The organism is Peptoniphilus harei (assembly GCF_016726485.1).
In the GTDB taxonomy this organism is placed as follows: Bacteria; Bacillota; Clostridia; order Tissierellales; family Peptoniphilaceae; genus Peptoniphilus_A; species Peptoniphilus_A harei.
Genome location: NZ_CP068103.1, coordinates 1,565,190 through 1,581,369, shown reverse-complemented (window position 1 = coordinate 1,581,369; position 16,180 = coordinate 1,565,190). Strand labels below are relative to the sequence as shown.

Annotated in this window: 9 protein-coding genes and 1 tRNA gene; 1 reads left to right on the top strand and 9 read right to left on the bottom strand. The window is 35.2% G+C overall.

From position 1 onward, the window contains the following. Window positions 1–8: 8 nt before the first annotated feature. On the bottom strand, window positions 9–1,031 hold the full coding sequence (pheS, locus tag I6I93_RS07445; protein ID WP_070700194.1) for a phenylalanine--tRNA ligase subunit alpha: 1,023 nt from the start codon (window positions 1,029–1,031) through the stop codon (window positions 9–11). Window positions 1,032–1,214: 183 nt separating this feature from the next. Continuing rightward, window positions 1,215–2,447, bottom strand: a complete 1,233-nt coding sequence (locus I6I93_RS07440) for a Fic family protein (protein WP_112890031.1) — start codon at window positions 2,445–2,447, stop codon at window positions 1,215–1,217. A gap of 272 nt (window positions 2,448–2,719) precedes the next feature. On the opposite strand from I6I93_RS07440, the gene I6I93_RS07435 reads away from it, so the two are divergent. After that, window positions 2,720–2,795, top strand: a tRNA-Trp gene (locus I6I93_RS07435). 100 nt (window positions 2,796–2,895) lie between these two features. On the opposite strand, the gene coaE is transcribed toward I6I93_RS07435, so the two are convergent. The 7 genes from coaE to I6I93_RS07405 all read right to left on the bottom strand — a co-directional run bounded on the left by coaE (window position 2,896) and on the right by I6I93_RS07405 (window position 16,131). After that, window positions 2,896–3,489, bottom strand: coding sequence for a dephospho-CoA kinase (gene coaE / locus I6I93_RS07430; RefSeq protein WP_112890030.1), 594 nt, complete (start codon window positions 3,487–3,489; stop codon window positions 2,896–2,898). Beyond that, a complete protein-coding gene (gene polA / locus I6I93_RS07425) occupies window positions 3,476–6,133 on the bottom strand; it encodes a DNA polymerase I (RefSeq protein ID WP_112890029.1) in 2,658 nt (885 codons plus the stop codon). Before polA ends, coaE begins: the two co-directional genes overlap by 14 nt. Window positions 6,134–6,233: 100 nt before the next feature. Beyond that, the gene (locus I6I93_RS07420; RefSeq protein ID WP_112890028.1) at window positions 6,234–7,874 is read right to left on the bottom strand and encodes a DEAD/DEAH box helicase; all 1,641 of its coding nucleotides are present in this window, start codon (window positions 7,872–7,874) and stop codon (window positions 6,234–6,236) included. 413 nt (window positions 7,875–8,287) lie between these two features. Then, window positions 8,288–8,377, bottom strand: coding sequence for a putative holin-like toxin (locus tag I6I93_RS09290; protein WP_236587175.1), 90 nt, complete (start codon window positions 8,375–8,377; stop codon window positions 8,288–8,290). 344 nt (window positions 8,378–8,721) lie between these two features. After that, entirely contained in the window at window positions 8,722–14,517 is a 5,796-nt protein-coding gene (locus I6I93_RS07415; protein WP_112890027.1) for a Rib/alpha-like domain-containing protein, read from the bottom strand. 243 nt (window positions 14,518–14,760) lie between these two features. Beyond that, window positions 14,761–14,940, bottom strand: a complete 180-nt coding sequence (locus I6I93_RS07410; protein ID WP_112890026.1) for a hypothetical protein — start codon at window positions 14,938–14,940, stop codon at window positions 14,761–14,763. 900 nt (window positions 14,941–15,840) lie between these two features. Then, window positions 15,841–16,131 (bottom strand): rhodanese-like domain-containing protein, encoded by a 291-nt coding sequence (locus tag I6I93_RS07405; protein ID WP_112890025.1) that lies wholly within the window; start codon window positions 16,129–16,131, stop codon window positions 15,841–15,843. Window positions 16,132–16,180 lie beyond the last annotated feature (49 nt).

Sequence of the window (16,180 nt, the reverse complement as noted above, 5' to 3'; positions counted from 1 at the left end):
ATATCTCCTTAAAATTGTTCCAAGAACTTCTTGTTGTTTTCAAACATCATTCTAATATCTGTAATCTTGTACCTAACCATTGCAATCCTGTCAATACCCATACCAAAGGCAAAGCCAGAATACTTTTCAGGGTCAATGCCACAGTTTCTTAAAACATTTGGGTGAACCATGCCGCATCCCAAAAGTTCCATAGACCAGCCAGTGTAGTTACAAGCCTTACATCCCTTGCCGCCACAAGAAGTACAAGTAGTATCAACTTCAAGACTTGGCTCAGTAAATGGGAAGTAGTGAGGTCTAAATCTTGTCTTCACTTCTTCACCAAAGAAGGCTTTAACAAAGTAGTTTAAAGTGTCAATTAAGTTGGCAACAGAAATCTTCTCATCAACAACGAGTCCCTCAAGTTGGTGGAACATTGGTGAATGAGTTGCATCAACTTCATCAGACCTAAAAACTCTACCAGAACATATCATGCGAATTGGAGCGCCATGTTCCTTCATTGCCCTAACTTGGACAGGAGATGTTTGTGATCTAAGAATTGTGTTTTTATCAAAATAAAAAGTATCAGACATATCCCTAGATGGGTGGTCCTTAGGTGCATTAAGAAGATCAAAGTTGTTTTCAACAGTTTCAATCTCTGGACCATCGTAAACAGTAAAGCCCATGTGAGTAAATAAGTCTTCAAGATCCTCAAGAGTCTTCTTTAGGGGATGTCTGTGTCCTAAAAAGATTTCATCAGTCTTTAAAGTAACGTCAATTCTCTCGTCGTGAAGTTTTTGTTCCAAAATCTTTTCATTTAACTCAGTCCTCTTGTCTTCAAGAGCCTTTTCAATTTCTTCACGGACTTCATTGACAAGGGCACCCATAACAGGTCTCTCTTCCTTGGAAAGATCCTTCATTCCCTTTAAGATTTGAGTTATTTCACCCTTCTTGCCTAAGTACTTAACTTTCAGTTCATCTATATCTCTAATTGTCTTAACTTCATTTAAAAGTTTCATGGATTCATCTTTGATTCCAATTAATTTTTCTTTCATGTTGACCTCCAATTCATAATATACAATTATATCATAGTTGCAAAAGATTTTTAAATAAATTCAAGTAAATGCCTTTTTAGCAAGTATTAAATCAATTTTCTAACACTAGAATATAATTTTCATTAAATAAAAAAATCCAAACTATCAAGGAGTTTCTTTCTCAATAGATTGGAATTTTTATAATTATAATTTTTCTATAAAATTTTTATTTAAGACATAAATCAAAGGACGTTCTTTAATGACTTTTATAAAACCATCATCTTGTAAATCTCTCAAGTCTTTTATCTTCATACTCTTGTTATTTATTTCACTTGTAAGACTGTAGATTTCATCTCTGCTCAGACCTCTGTTTTTATCAAAAAAGTAATTTTGAGCCAATAAGAAAATTATTTTTTTCTTAAGCTCACTATTAATAATTTCTTTTTCCTCATCTATACATTCCTTGACCCTATCTAGTTTTTCAATCTTATCTGTCAAATTATAAATAATATCCTCCTGACCAGAGATTAAAATTTTTAAAAAGTCATCAATAAAATAATTTAATTCACCTTTGTTTATTTTTGAATTAGTCCTGTCAAAAATCCTATAGTAAGAGCTTTTTTCAATCCAAGACCCTCTCGATAAAGCCATTGAAGTCAAATGATTATACTTAGTCCTAATTAACAAACTGCTAAGAAACCTATTTACACGCCCGTTTCCATCATAAAAGGGATGAATGTATCCAAAATAGTAATGACAAATTGCAACCCTTATTAATAAATCAATATCAGACTCTCCCATAAAATCCAATAGATTTATAAGAGCTTCTTCTATCTTCTCTTCCCCCTTTATACCTTCGTGGATGATCTCTCCACTAACAGAGTTTTTCTTTTGAACATAAACAGCTTGAGTTCTAAAATATTTTCCATCTGGTTTATCACTCTCTTCAATTTCTCCACGAGTGATTTCGTCGTAAATTTTTCTAATATCTTTTAAATCAAGAGGCAAACTCAAACTTTTACCTTCAATTAAAAGTAAATAGGACTTAATCATGCTGATTAATCTTTTTTTATTAGGCTTCTTCTCATTAATAATGTTTTTAGTAGTTTCAATAATTTCATCTTTATCAGATTCAATACCTTCAAGGTCATTAGTACTTTTTAATTCACTTGAAATTAAATCTAAGATGAAGGCTCTCTCTGCAAGACCTGGTAGGCTTTCATTTAACTTCTCAAGTTTATAATCATTTTGCATAACCCTATCTATTAGCTTAGAGGTTTTCATATTATAAACAAAATAAAGTTGATTTTCTTCTTGTTCTTTCAAAGATTTTATAAATAAACCTGTCCTCAAACTCTCTTCAAAATTAATCCTATTTTTATAAGTTTCCTCGTAAAAATTTTTATCCTTATAATAAATCTTGTATAAATATTCCATAGAGATCACACCTTTAAGTTAAAATTATCAAATAATTCAATTAATTAATCATATTATAGCAAAATAAAATCAAATTTCTCCATTTTTTTGATTTTATATTTAAAAATTATCAAATAAAATCAAATATTTGCTATTTTTTAACTTTATATCTTCGATTTATAAATATTGAACTCATTTTTTACTAAATTTTAATTTAATATATTAATTGTTCTAATAAAATATATTATTTACTTTACAAGTCATTAAAAATTTGGTATTATGTAATCTGTTGTAGGGGTATAGTTCAGTTGGTAGAACATTGGTCTCCAAAACCAAGTGCCGTGGGTTCGAGTCCTGCTACCCCTGCCAAAATACTGATTGCATGAGCAGTCAGTTTTTTTATGCCCATAATAATTTAATTAATTTTAAAAGATGTGTTAGGTCATCCCAACACATCTTTTTTAATGTTTTATAATCTTTTTAGATTTTCTTCTACTTGTTTATAGGTGTCTTCCAAATTACCTGAATTATCTATTATGACGTCGGCCATAATTTTTTTATCCTCAACAGACATTTGAGAATTTATTTTTTCTAGGGCATATCCTTTAGATATCCTATCTCTTTTTATTAGTCTCTTCACTTGAGTTTCCCTATTTACATAAACCAGCCAAACTTCATCAAAGTCCAGGCCATATTTTTCATTCAAATGCTGGGACTCAAAGAGAAGTGGTATATCCACAAAGACTCTCCCCTTGGAATTTTTTATCTCTTCCAAGATTATCCTATAAATTTCTGGATGCTCAATTTCATTTAAGACCTGTCTCTTCTCCTTGTCCCTAAAGACAATTTCTCCCAGTGCCTTCCTATCGAGTTCATCATCCTTATAGATATCATTACCAAAGGCTTCTTTTATTTTTTCCTTAACTGACCCAAAATCCACAACCTCTCTTGCAATTAAGTCGGCATCAATTACTTTTTCTCCCCTATCTCTTAGATAGTTTGACACCTGGGTCTTGCCCGTTGAGATGGATCCAGTTAGGCCAATAATTTTATTTTGACTCATAAAGATTTTTCCCTGTATTCATATCCACAGACAATTTTACATTTAGGTCCACAGAATTTTCCATTAGGTCCTTCATAAGTTCCTTCACTTCTTCAAGTTCATCTTCTGCTGTATCAACAACAAGTTCGTCATGGATTTGAATTATTAATTTTGATTTCAAATTTCTCTTCTTAAGTTCATTGTAAACTTTCACCATGGCAATTTTTATAATGTCAGCAGCTGAACCCTGGATAGGAGTGTTAAGGGCAATCCTCTCTCCAAAAGACCTGATGTTGAAGTTCTTAGCATTGAGTTCTGGGATGTATCTCCTTCTTTTAAAGATGGTTTCCACATAACCCTTGTCCTTGCCATTTTTAATTTCTTCTGACATATAATCTTTTATTCCCACAAAGTGACCAAGATAGTTGTCAATATATTCCTTGGCAGCCTTTCTTGGGATGTTCAAGTTTTGTGAAAGTCCGTAGTCAGAAATTCCATAGACAATTCCAAAGTTTACTGCCTTGGCTTCTGACCTTTGAAGATCATTTACATCATCATAGTCGACGTGGAAAACTTCTGAAGCAGTCTTCCTGTGGATGTCTAGACCATGCTTAAAGGCATCAAGCATCTCCTTATCATCTGATAGAGCAGCTAAGACCCTAAGTTCGATTTGTGAATAATCGGCGTCAACTAGGACTCCACCCTCTGATGCAAGGAAGGCCTTTCTTATTAGTCGTCCCTCTTCAGTTTTTATTGGAATATTTTGTAGGTTTGGATCAGTGGAAGAAATTCTACCCGTAGCAGTCACTGTCTGCATAAATCTTGAGTGAATCCTCTTAGTCTTCTTGTTTATAACAGACTTTAGGCCGTCAATATAAGTTGACTTAAGCTTGGAAAACTTCCTGTAGTCCAAAATCTTGTCGATTATTTCGCCCTTGCCACGAAGTTTTTCCAAGACATCAGCAGAAGTTGAGTAACCAGTTTTTGTCTTCTTAATAACAGGGAAGTCCATCTTCTCGAATAAGATAATTCCCAATTGTTTTGGCGAATTTATATTAAATTCTTCCCCAGCTTCTCCATAAATTTCTTCTTCCAAGTTCTTTAGTTTTTCAATTATTTGCTCGTCAATTTCATCAAGGACAGACTCGTCTGTGTTGATTCCCACATATTCCATAGATGCAAGGACCTCAACAAGAGGAAGCTCCATATCTTGGTAGAGAGAAGTCATCTCTTCTTCCTCGATTTTTTCCTTTTGAATATTTTCCAGCCTGTAGATTGTATTAAGGACAAAGGCAAAATACTTAAATAGGCCATCCTTATCTAAATCAGCATAAGTCTTCTTCTTTGCACCCTTGCCAAGAAGGTCTTCAAGGTCCAAGTAACCATTCTTGAAGTATTCCATGGAAATTTTGTTGATGTCGTAATCAGACTTAGTTGAATTTAATAAATATTCTGCAATCTCAACGTCATGAGAATAATTTTTGATGTCAATTCCCAAATCCATTAAGATAATAATGTCTTCTTTTAGGGAATATCCAAGTTTTTCTACATCCTCATCTTCCATAAGGTCCTTCAAGAAGTCAAAATCTATATCATCATAAGAAATTATCTTAACTTCAGAATCCTTGACCTTGATTGCAAGATAAATCGGCTTCACATCTTCATAAATTTTTCCATCTGTAATAAATTTAAAGGCAAAAGATTTTTTATCCTTAATTTCTTTTTCAATATCTCTTAGGTCTTTTATTTCAACAAATTCAAAATTGTCTTGGGAGATTTCCTCCACTTCTTCCTTGCGGTATTCTTCTGGAAGCCTGTCTAACATTGAGTTAAACTCAAATTCACGGTAAAGTTCTGAAAGCTTTTCATAGTCGTAGTCAAGTTTTTTTAAGTCATCAAGACTTTCTTCAATAGGAACGTCCCTCACAATTGTTCCCAGCTTCTTGCTCATAAAGGCAGCAGTTTTGCCATCAACTAATTTTTCCTTTAACTTCTTGCCAGAAACATCATCAATATTATCATAAAGATTCTCAAGAGTATGGAACTGGCGAACAAGTTTTAAGCCAGTCTTTTCTCCAATCCCATAAATTCCTGGAATGTTATCAGATGAGTCACCCATGAGGGCCTTTAACTCAATAAATTCAAGGGGCTCAATCCCATAATCTTCCTCTATCTTATCAACAGTTACAATATCCATGTCAGTGATTCCCTTGCGAGTGAAGAGGACTTTTGTATTTTCATTTACAAGTTGAAAATAATCCTTATCCCCTGTCAAAAGATAATTTTCGAAACCTTCCTCAGACCCAAGCTTAGCAAGAGTTCCAGCAATATCATCGGCTTCATAAACTGGCGACTCAAGAATCTTTATATTCATGTGGCCCAAAATCTCACGCACAAGAGGCCATTGTTGCTCCAATTCATTGGGAGTCTTTTGCCTAGTTCCCTTGTAGTCCTTGTAGATATCTGACCTAAAAGTCTTTCCCTTCATGTCAAAGCAAACTGCCACATGACTAGGATTGATCTTTTCGATTGCATTTTCCACCATCATGACAAAACCGTAAATGGCATTGGTGTAAAGTCCCCTCTTAGTTTTAAGAAGTGGAAGGGCATAAAAGGCCCTGAAGAAAAGCGAACTTCCATCTATAATTAAAAATTTATTATCCATAAAAACCTCCTAACTACATTATAACAAAGATTGAGATAAATAAAATTTGCAAATAAAATCCCCAAGTGGAATCACCTGGGGCAATTTTTAAATTATAAATTTATTTTTCAGAATACTCTGCCTTTATAGACTTGCCCTTGATCTTTTTGCCATCAAGGTCTCTTATGGCATCCTTAATCATATTTTTTGGGACTTCAACAAAAGAAAAGTTTGGCATGATGTTGATCCTTCCAATGTCACTTGGATTGATATCAGTGTGCCTGCCAAGTAGCCTAATAACTTCACGAGAGTCAAGACCGTCTCTCTTGCCCTTGTTGATAAAAATCTTTGGACCCTTGATCTTCTTCATCTCCTTGCCCCTCTTGTCCCTGGACCTATCAGAGGATTTAGACTTTTTGGACATTTCAAACTTCTTTCCATAATCAACCCTGTCAAGTTCCTTGATCTTAGTCTTGTTAGTGGACTCATTTACTAATTTTAAAAGAGAAGCAGAGATGTCATATAGACTGTGGCCCTCTGCCAAAAGTTTGTTTAAGACTTCTGTGTAGTTAGCTTGATCTTCTGCCTTTAGGATATTCTTGTTTACCTTGTCAAAGAGATTGTCAAGACTTTCCCTCTCAACATCAGCCTTAGTAGGAAGCTTCATCTTTTCCATCTTAATATTTGCATACTTTTCAATCTCCTTAAACTTAGGATAGTCCCTGCTAGTTACAAAAGTAAAAGATGCACCCTTCTTGCCAGCCCTTGCCGTACGGCCAATCCTGTGAACATAATACTCAGCTTGTTGTGGCAAGTCGTAGTTAAAGACAAGGTCAATATCAGACACATCAAGGCCACGAGCAGCAACATCAGTGGCAATCAAGACATCAATAGTCCCCTTCCTAAACTTCTTCATAACATTGTCCCTTGATGACTGACGCATATCACCGTGAAGGGAGTCAACCTTGTAACCCCTTTGGGCAATCTCAACCTCAAGGGCCTCAACCATCCTCTTGGTATTGCAGAAGATAATAGACTTCTTAGGCTTGTGGATGAGGATAAGCCTATTCAAGATTTCTGTCTTCATATTCCTGTTGAGTTCAAGGTAGAATTGCTCAATCTTCTCAGCAGTAAGTTCCTTCTTTTCAATAATAACTTTGGCAGGATCCCTTTGATAAAGTCTAGAAAACTCCCTTATGTCATTGTCAAAAGTTGCCGAGAAAAATAAGGTTTGTCTATTGGGATTGGTCCTCTCGATAATAGTCTTCATATCATCCCTAAAGCCCATGTCAAACATCTCGTCAGCCTCATCAAAGGTCAAAAACTTTAGGCCATCAAGCCTAATAGTCTTTCTCTTCATGTGGTCCATGACCCTGCCAGGAGTCCCAACCACAATACTGGCTCCCCTCTTTAAGTCACGCAGCTGCTTGCCCATATCAGCCCCACCATAAATTGGAACTATATTAATGAATTTTTTATATTTTGCAAGCTTCTTTAATTCTTCTGATACCTGTCTAGCAAGTTCTCTTGTAGGAACAAGGACAAGAGCCTGCAAGTCCTTAGCATTTTCTTCCATTCCTTCAATTATTGGAATCCCAAAAGAAGCAGTCTTGCCAGTACCAGTTTGTGCCTGAGCAAGGACGTCACGACCTTCCAAAATTATTGGTATACTTGCCTCTTGAACCTCAGATGGACTTTCAAAACCCAAATCATCAATGGCATGCAAAAGTTCACTAGATAAATTTAAATCACTAAATCTCAATATATTCTCCTAATCTATTATAAAAATAAAAAAAGACCGAGATTCCCTCGGCCCTTCAAGTTCTTTCTTTTGACATTATAACACAAAAAAATATAAAAAGCTTGTAAGATTGTAATTAACATAAAATATTGTGTTTTATAAAATATTATGAGGTCTCAAAAAATTGTTAAGTCATAGAAATTTATAAAGTTGTGAATAATTATAAGATTATGAAAATTTGTGAGTTAAGAAAAAAATATGAAGTAACAGAAATTCGTAAAGTCATAATAAATTGATTTTAAATAAACTTTATGATATTATATACATAAATGAGGACACCGTTAATACCCATTCGGGTACAAGTAGCGGTCGCCTTAGGGTTAATTTAATATAAAAACCACCTAAGTCGATACAGGTGGTTTTTTACATTTTAACTACTTTTTATCTTTAAGTGTTAAGATGATGACTATTAATGTAGCAAACTCTACCATTAAAGATAGAATTTCATAATCACTCATAGTCATTCCTCCTAATATGAATATTAGGCAACCACCTTCTAGTGTCCTCAACTACATTATAACATTTTTAAAACAAAAACTCTTTATGATTGCTTTTATTTTATAGCACATAAAGAGTTTTTTATTATTATTTTTAATTGTACTTATTAAAAACAAACATAAAATTTTACGTCTGCTTTTGCGTTTGAAATAAAACGTAAATTATGTTTTGCGTTTGTTTTTACGTCTGACATAAAGCGTAAATTATATTTATCATGCAATGAATATAAATTTTAAATCCCTTAGAAGTAAAATGATAAAAATGTGTAAAAAAGAAGAACCCCTAAGGGTTCCTCTTAATTCTCAACAAATTATCTTCTAATATAAATTGTTGCACTCTTATCTGCTTGTTCCCATTCAATATCTTGATCTGCATTGTCTTTAGTATTTCCGTTAGTTAAACCAAATACATTGGCTACGTTAGTTACAGAAACTAAGATTCTATCGTTGATATTAAGTGGTTTAGAGTCCATCTTAACAATCTTGCCGTTAGAAAGAACTATTTCATCACTATCGATTTGGATTGATGCTGTCAAGCCATCTTTAGTGAATGTTGCAGTTCTTGTCTTAGCATCCCAAGTAACGTCAGCTTGAAGAGCTTCAGCTACATATCTAAGTGGAAGCATTGTTCTACCATTTTGAATAACTGGAGTTACGTCCATTAATCTCTTAGTAACAACACCATTTCTAACAACTTCGTATTGGAACTCGTTAATGTGGAATACATACCATAGAGTATCACGAACTGGAGTAGCAGCTTCAGTCTTTTCAGGAACTACAGTCTTAACTGGGTAAGTTGGAGTGTAGTCATGTCTTCTGAATAGACGATCAAATACATCACTTCCACCGTGTCCAGGTCTGTATCCATCATTTCCACCAGCGTTGTCATTGTCAGATGGTTTACCTGGAGTAACATTTCCACCAGTGTTGTCAGATGGTTTTCCATTTAATGCTTTTTCTGCTTCTTCTAAAGCTTTCTTAGCTTTATTAACTTCTTCTTGAGTAGCATTTGGATCTTCAAGGACTTTCTTAGCATTTTCTAATGCTTTGTCGTATGCATCCTTTTTGTCTTTGTCTGCATTCTTGTACTTGTCAGTAGCTTGAGTTGCATCTTTTTTGTCTACTTCTGCTTTAAGTGCAGCTTTGTCTACCGCTGCGCTTATGTCTAATGCGTCTTCTGCATCTTTTAATGCTTTCTTAGCCGCATTTACTTCTTCTTGAGTAGCTTTGTCATTAGCTAAAACTTCTTTTGCTTTTGCTAAAGCATCGTCGTAAGCTTTCTTCTTGTCAGTATCTGCATTCTTATATTTGTCAGATTCTTTTGTTGAAGTTTCCTTGTCTGCTTCTTTTTGAAGACCTGTCTTATCTACAGTAGCTTCTCCATTAAAAGCTTCTTCTGCAGCTTTTAATGCATCTTTAGCTTTGTTAACTTCTTCTTGTGTTGCATCTTTGTTGTCTAGTACTTTTTGTGCTTCTTCTAATGCTTTGTCGTATGCATCCTTCTTATCTTGGTCTGCATTCTTGTACTTGTCAGAGCCTGTTATTGCAGCGTCTTTGTTTTTGTCTACTTCTGTTTGAAGTGCTGATTTGTCAACTTCTTGAGTTGCTGTACCATTCAAAGCTTCTTCTGCAGCTTTTAATGCATCTTTTGCTTTGTCTACTTCTTCTTGAGTAGCGTCTTTGTTTTCAAGTACTTTCTTAGCATCTGCTAATGCTTTATCGTATGCATCCTTCTTGTCTTGATCTGCATTCTTGTACTTGTCAGTAGCTTGAGTTGCATCTTTTTTGCCTACTTCATCTTGAAGTGGTTTATTGTCTACTGATTCTTTTCCGTTTAACGCTGCTTCTGCTGCTGTTAATGCATCTTTAGCTTTGTTAACTTCTTCTTGTGTTGCATCTTTGTTGTCTAGTACTTTTTGTGCTTCTTCTAATGCTTTGTCGTATGCAGCCTTTTTGTCTTGATCTGCATTCTTGTACTTGTCTGCATCCTTTGTAGATTTTTCTTTATCTACTTCATCTTGAAGTGCTTTTTTATCTACTTCTGTTTTAGCTCTTTCACTTACTGTTTTATCAGGAGTTAAAGTGTTTGTTGTTCCGTCTGCGTAAGTTAATGTTGCATTACCCTTATCATCAACTGTTACGTCTTTAGCTTCTGGGTTTGCTTTCTTAACTGCTTCTACTACTTTTGCTTTTTCTTCATCAGTTAACTTATCTTTGTTTGCAACTTCTGTCTTAGCTGGATCAACTACTGGATTCTTTTCAGCATCTGTTTTTGCTTTTTCAGTTACTGTCTTGTCTGCTGGAATTTCATTTGTTGTTCCGTCTGCGTAAGTTAATGTTGCATTACCCTTATCATCAACTGTTACGTCTTTAGCTTCTGGGTTTGCTTTCTTAACTGCTTCTACTACTTTTGCTTTTTCTTCATCAGTTAACTTATCTTTGTTTGCAACTTCTGTCTTAGCTGGATCAACTACTGGATTCTTTTCAGCATCTGTTTTTGCTTTTTCAGTTACTTTTGCTTCTACTGGATTGGACACAGATTTGCCATCTTCTTTTTGTGTAGCTAAAACTGTGTCATTTTCTTTTAAGAGTATTCCAGCTGGAACGTCGGCTGTCCAAGTTCCATCATCTTTAACTGCTACGTCATTAGCAATTGGTATGTCTTCAACTCTTTTTAACGCTAGATTTACTCTTGCGCCTGGAGTTCCTGTTCCTGAGATTGTTTGGTCTCCCGCTGTAGGTGCTGTGATTCCAGGTTTTTCACTTTTTTCCGCTACTGGAACTTCAATGTCTCTCTTACCTTCCGGTAGATCACTATCTGTTACGGTTACAGTGATTGGACCAGTTGCGTCTGTTCCAGGAGTAACTTCGATTTCGCCGGTTACTTTATTGATTACTGGTGTTACATCTTTATGATTTGCATCTTTGGCAGAAACTGTTGTTTTTTCGTCAGGATTTGTAACGATAATACCAGTACCTTGTTTTTGATCTGTCGGGTCTACTGGTTTTTTGTTTGTATCGTCAACAGTTGTTTTCTTAGAAGCACTTGCTTTTACAGTTACCGTGACTTCGACAAAGTCTTCAGTTCCGTCTGGGTAAGTTACCTTTACTATGCCTGTTGTCTCACCAGGTGTATTTACCTTTGGTACTGCTTCCCAAGTATAGGTTGTTCCTGCTGGAGGATTATTAGGAATATTAACTCCATCTTCTGCCCTTGGAACTGTCCCTTGTTCAGTTGTTAATGGTACAGCTTTTGGATCGTAGAAGTTCGCATCAGATGGAACGTCGATTTTTGCAGTAATTTTTTCAGACGAACCATCTGCGTAAGTTACTATTACCGGTACTTCAATTACAGTGTTCTTGTCGGCATCTACGGCTGTATAGGTAATTACACCTGTTTGATCGTTGATTGTTAAAGTGCCATTGGTTGTAAAGCCATCTTCTATGGCAAATTTCATACCCTCTGGTTGTGGATTTGCTATAGGCTTTATTGTTTCTTCACTCTTTTGGTCTAGGAATTTTGGAGCTTCCACTGTTACAGGGTATTTAACTTGAGCCACTACTGACTTGTAATCTGGTTCGTAGTTTAAGTTATCTCCTTGTGCAACCTTAATAGGCGCTTTCACTTCGTCTGTTGAGCCGTCCTTGTAAGTTACTGTTACAGGAATATTTACTGTCTGACCAGCTTGGTCGATTGATGGTGTGTATTTAACTTCACCAGTTGTTTTATCAACTGTTGCACCTGTTGGAGCATCTTTACCTATAGTAAATTCAACACCTTCTGGTTTTGTTGTTTCTTGGCCTTTTGCGTCTTTGAAGTTTGGAGCAGTTACTGTTGCTTCTGTTCCTGCTTTTCCTTCAGCTTCAGTATATTCTGGTTGGTAAGAATCAGCTTGTGCTTGTCCAACCTTGATTTTAGCAAGAGTTTCATCAATAGTTCCGTCAGAATAAGTTACCTTAACTGGAATATTTACAGTAGTGTTGGCATCTCTTGCAGTTGATGTGTAAGTTACCGCACCTGTATTTGCATCAATAGTAGCACCTTCAGGAGCACCATCGCCTAAAGCAAATTTGACATTGCTTGGTTTTGTAACTTCTGGTTTTGGATCAGCTTCACTCTTTTGGTCTAGGAATTTCGGAGCTGCAACTATTGCTTCTGCTCCCGGTGTTCCTTCCACATCAGTATATGCTGGTTCATATTTTGGTGCTTGAGAAGCTGCCTTGGTGATTTCTAAAGGTACTAAATCCTTGTGACCTTCTTTTATAAGGACTGCATCGCCCTTAGAATTTAGCTTGTAGATATCATAGGTTACCTCTACATTTGGACCTTCTTGAGTAGCTGCAACTTCTGCTTTTGGAGTTCCTGAAATTTTATCTCCCGTAATTGTTAGGCCTTCAATAACTTTTCCATCAATAAACTTAGCTGAAACCTCTTTGAATACATAACCTTCGACTTCTGCTGGTTTTACAGTTTTATTATATTCAAGGCCAACTTCTCCATGTTCTAATGGCGAGTCTGTAACAAGGGCTGTGTAGTTAGATGTTCCTTCCATTATTTCTCCAGAATCTTCATCAAGAATAGAGGTTGTAACAGTTACAGTGTATTTTCCAGGAACTTTTGCCTTTCCTGATACTGTACCTGTGTTTTTATCTATTGTAAGTCCTTCTGGAAGGCCTTCAGCCTTGTAAGTTGCTCCTTCGTTTTCTTTAGCACCAGGGTTTGCAATATTTACATCATCATAGGCAGACACTACAATCTTACCTACCTTAACAGTAAAGGCATCTTGGGCTAAAACTGGTCCTAGACCTCCACCTGGTTTAACATAGTGAAGTTTTGCTATAAATGTTTTTGTTTCTTTTACATCTTTAGTGTCAAAAGTTGATTCTGCTAATGCACCTGTTGATGTAGGTTTTTCTGCTTCTTTTTGTTCTTTTACTATTTTTCCATCTTGGTCATACCATACAATTTTGAAGGAATCATTTGTATTCTTGTAAGGAAGACCTGCAGTCTTAGTTGTTGCTACATCACCTGGTATTGCAGTATTTGCTTGGGTATCAAAGTTTGTGATGTTGAACTTAATTTCTGCTGGTGCGAAGTTAAAGTCAGCCCTTGTAGAGTTAGCAGCTTGGACAGTAGATACACCAAAGGCTGCTTGAGCCCAACCACCATGGATACCCCAGCCATTGTCAGAGCCTGTGTACCAGTTGTAGTTCCATGGTGTTCTCTTTACAACATCATCTGTATCCTTAGTTGAGATAAATAACCAGTCAGAGTTAACGTGTTTTTCATTCCAGTCAAGTGCACCTGTTAAGAATGATCCATCTGTAGCATTTTCTGCAACTTTACCAAGTCGATTTGCTTCTACTTCTGTCCATCTGTGGGCATCGCCTGCATAGTACTTACCTGCTACTCTTTCGTATTCAGCTACGGAGTAGTCATTTCTATTTGGACCCCAAGTTCCCTTAAATTGGATTAGGTAATCGCCTTCAGCATTTGTTTCAGCACTTACAGTTTCTGCTATCCACTTATCCTTTTCTTTAGCTACTTGTTCAGCAATCCATTCTTGTAATTGAGTTTCAAGTTTAAATGTCCAACCTGATCCACGAATATCACTAGGTTTGGATAGACCTAACATCTTTGCTGTGTTAGCACTGTAAATTTGTTTCAATGCATAGTCAGATAGGTAGGATGCAGTTACTGTTACTCCTCCAGCTGGTGATGTAGGAGTTGATACGATACCCCATTGAACACCGCCTGCAGATTCATAGTCCCAAGAAACTTTTCCCCATACAGCTCCTTGACCTGCTTTAGAAATTTGTGGAGTTGTTGGAGTCGCTTCCTTGTGCATCTTTGCTTCATCTTGTTTTTCCATCAAAAGAACTCTGTAATTAACGAGTCTGTTTGGTCCAAGTTGGTAATCGCCACCTGCTACTTTTCTATCTGTAAATTCAACACCTTCTCCTGTTGAGTATTGAAGTTGGTAACCTTCTGGAATAGTAGATTCATCTACCCACATCTTATAGGATTCATCACCTGCAGATACAGTTGTATCGGCATCAAATTTTACTAATTTTCCATCTCGGCCGATATATGGTTTGATCCCCATATGGAATTGACCATCAGCTCCTGATTCTGCTGAATAGGTTGGAGAGGTTCTATTGCCTTTCTTTTCATACCATTGAAAGTAGACTCTTACCCCTTCTATTGGCTTAAATCTTTGGCCTGTTTCAGCTGCTAGGTCAGCATTGATGTCGCCACCAACTAGGACACCTACAAAGCCGTGAACAGCATTTTTTGCATCGGCACTAGTAGATGTGTCTTCTGGTGCTGCAGCATCTCTTACAGCTACTTAATCTTTTTCTGGTGCAATTCCTAAGTCTGATCCACTTGCAGCTGCAACATGGTTTATTGCATTTTGTGTTTTTTCTACATCCGCAAAGACGTTATATGGGATAACGCTTGCTAGCATTACACCTGAAAGGGCATAGGCTGCCACCCTATTGGTGTTGAATTTCTTCTTTTTATCCATTTTTTCTCCTTTCATTATAGATTGGTTACTTCTTTTAATTTTTTAGTTTATATTTTGATTATATATTTCTACTTATCTATCTCGCTCCAAAGAGTTTTTTCATAATTAATAGTTTTAATTAACTATTAATTGAATAGACGAAATACTTTTATGATCTTCTATTCTTAATTAATAATTATAGCACACCTTAATATATTCAACTAGTCGTTTATCTTTAAAATTTACTGTTTTCTTGTTTTAAACTTCTTTTTAAAATAGTTTTTTCTATGGTGAAAACTGTTTTTATTTTATACAATTTTTTATTTCTCTATATAAGTTTTATCTATTTAAATTTAAGTTTAAAAATTTTTTTCTTACTATTCTTATTTAATTTCTCATGTATTACTTGTCATCAATTTTTGCAAATTTTTATTAGTTATAATTGTCCTGTGATTTTTAGCTTTGTTATGATCTTAAAAAAAATTTCTTCTATGTTAGATTTACCTTCAATACTTATCTTTATTTGAGTTAGTAAGAATTAGTTTTTTATTTCCTGAGTTTTTAAGTATCAATGACTTAATCTTTATAAATTTTTATTTTTAATTTATTTCTTGTCTCTAAGTCATAAAAAGATTTTAATTATTAAGAAATAAATAATTTTTTCTCAAGATTTATCTTTAAGTTATTAATAAATCTTTAAAAGTTTTTTCTTTGACTTTAATAAGTTCTAAGATCGAGCCTAATTAAATTTTAAGCAAAAAAATTCCCACAAGATTTGTCTTGTGGGATTTGTTTTTTCTATTAAATTTTCGTAAACTTTTTCTCTTCTTTTTCAAACTTATTACTGACTTCATGATATCTTATAAAGTCGAAAGTAATCTTTGAGCAAAAAATTTTTATGACTTTATAATTTTCTAGGACTTACTTAAAAAGCTCGCCCTTATAGTCTATTATGCCGCCGTCAAGGTTTATAGCCTCATATCCCAACTCGTTTAGATATTTTGCCACGTTGTAGGATCTAACTCCTGACCTGCAAAGGATATAGATTTCTCTTTCTTTTGTGATTTCGTTAAGTCTATTTGGGACCTCATTCATAGGGATGTGGATGGCGCCCTTTATGGTTCCTGTTTCTTCTAGCTCGTAGTCTTCACGCACGTCTATCACTATTGGGTCCACAATCCTATCTATTTCATTTACATTTATTTCTTTCATCTTGTCTACCTCTTTTTTATAAAAAAAGAACCCTCTCGGGTCCTCTTTA

Bases quoted from the DNA above. Each gene is read 5' to 3' on its own strand.
- pheS (WP_070700194.1), bottom strand. From the start codon at position 1,031: ATGAAAGAAAAATTAATTGGAATCAAAGATGAATCCATGAAACTTTTA.
- I6I93_RS07440 (WP_112890031.1), bottom strand. From the start codon at position 2,447: ATGGAATATTTATACAAGATTTATTATAAGGATAAAAATTTTTACGAG.
- coaE (WP_112890030.1), bottom strand. From the start codon at position 3,489: ATGAGTCAAAATAAAATTATTGGCCTAACTGGATCCATCTCAACGGGC.
- polA (WP_112890029.1), bottom strand. From the start codon at position 6,133: ATGGATAATAAATTTTTAATTATAGATGGAAGTTCGCTTTTCTTCAGG.
- I6I93_RS09290 (WP_236587175.1), bottom strand. From the start codon at position 8,377: ATGACTATGAGTGATTATGAAATTCTATCTTTAATGGTAGAGTTTGCT.
- I6I93_RS07415 (WP_112890027.1), bottom strand. From the start codon at position 14,517: ATGGGGATCAAACCATATATCGGCCGAGATGGAAAATTAGTAAAATTT.
- I6I93_RS07410 (WP_112890026.1), bottom strand. From the start codon at position 14,940: ATGGATAAAAAGAAGAAATTCAACACCAATAGGGTGGCAGCCTATGCC.
- I6I93_RS07405 (WP_112890025.1), bottom strand. From the start codon at position 16,131: ATGAAAGAAATAAATGTAAATGAAATAGATAGGATTGTGGACCCAATA.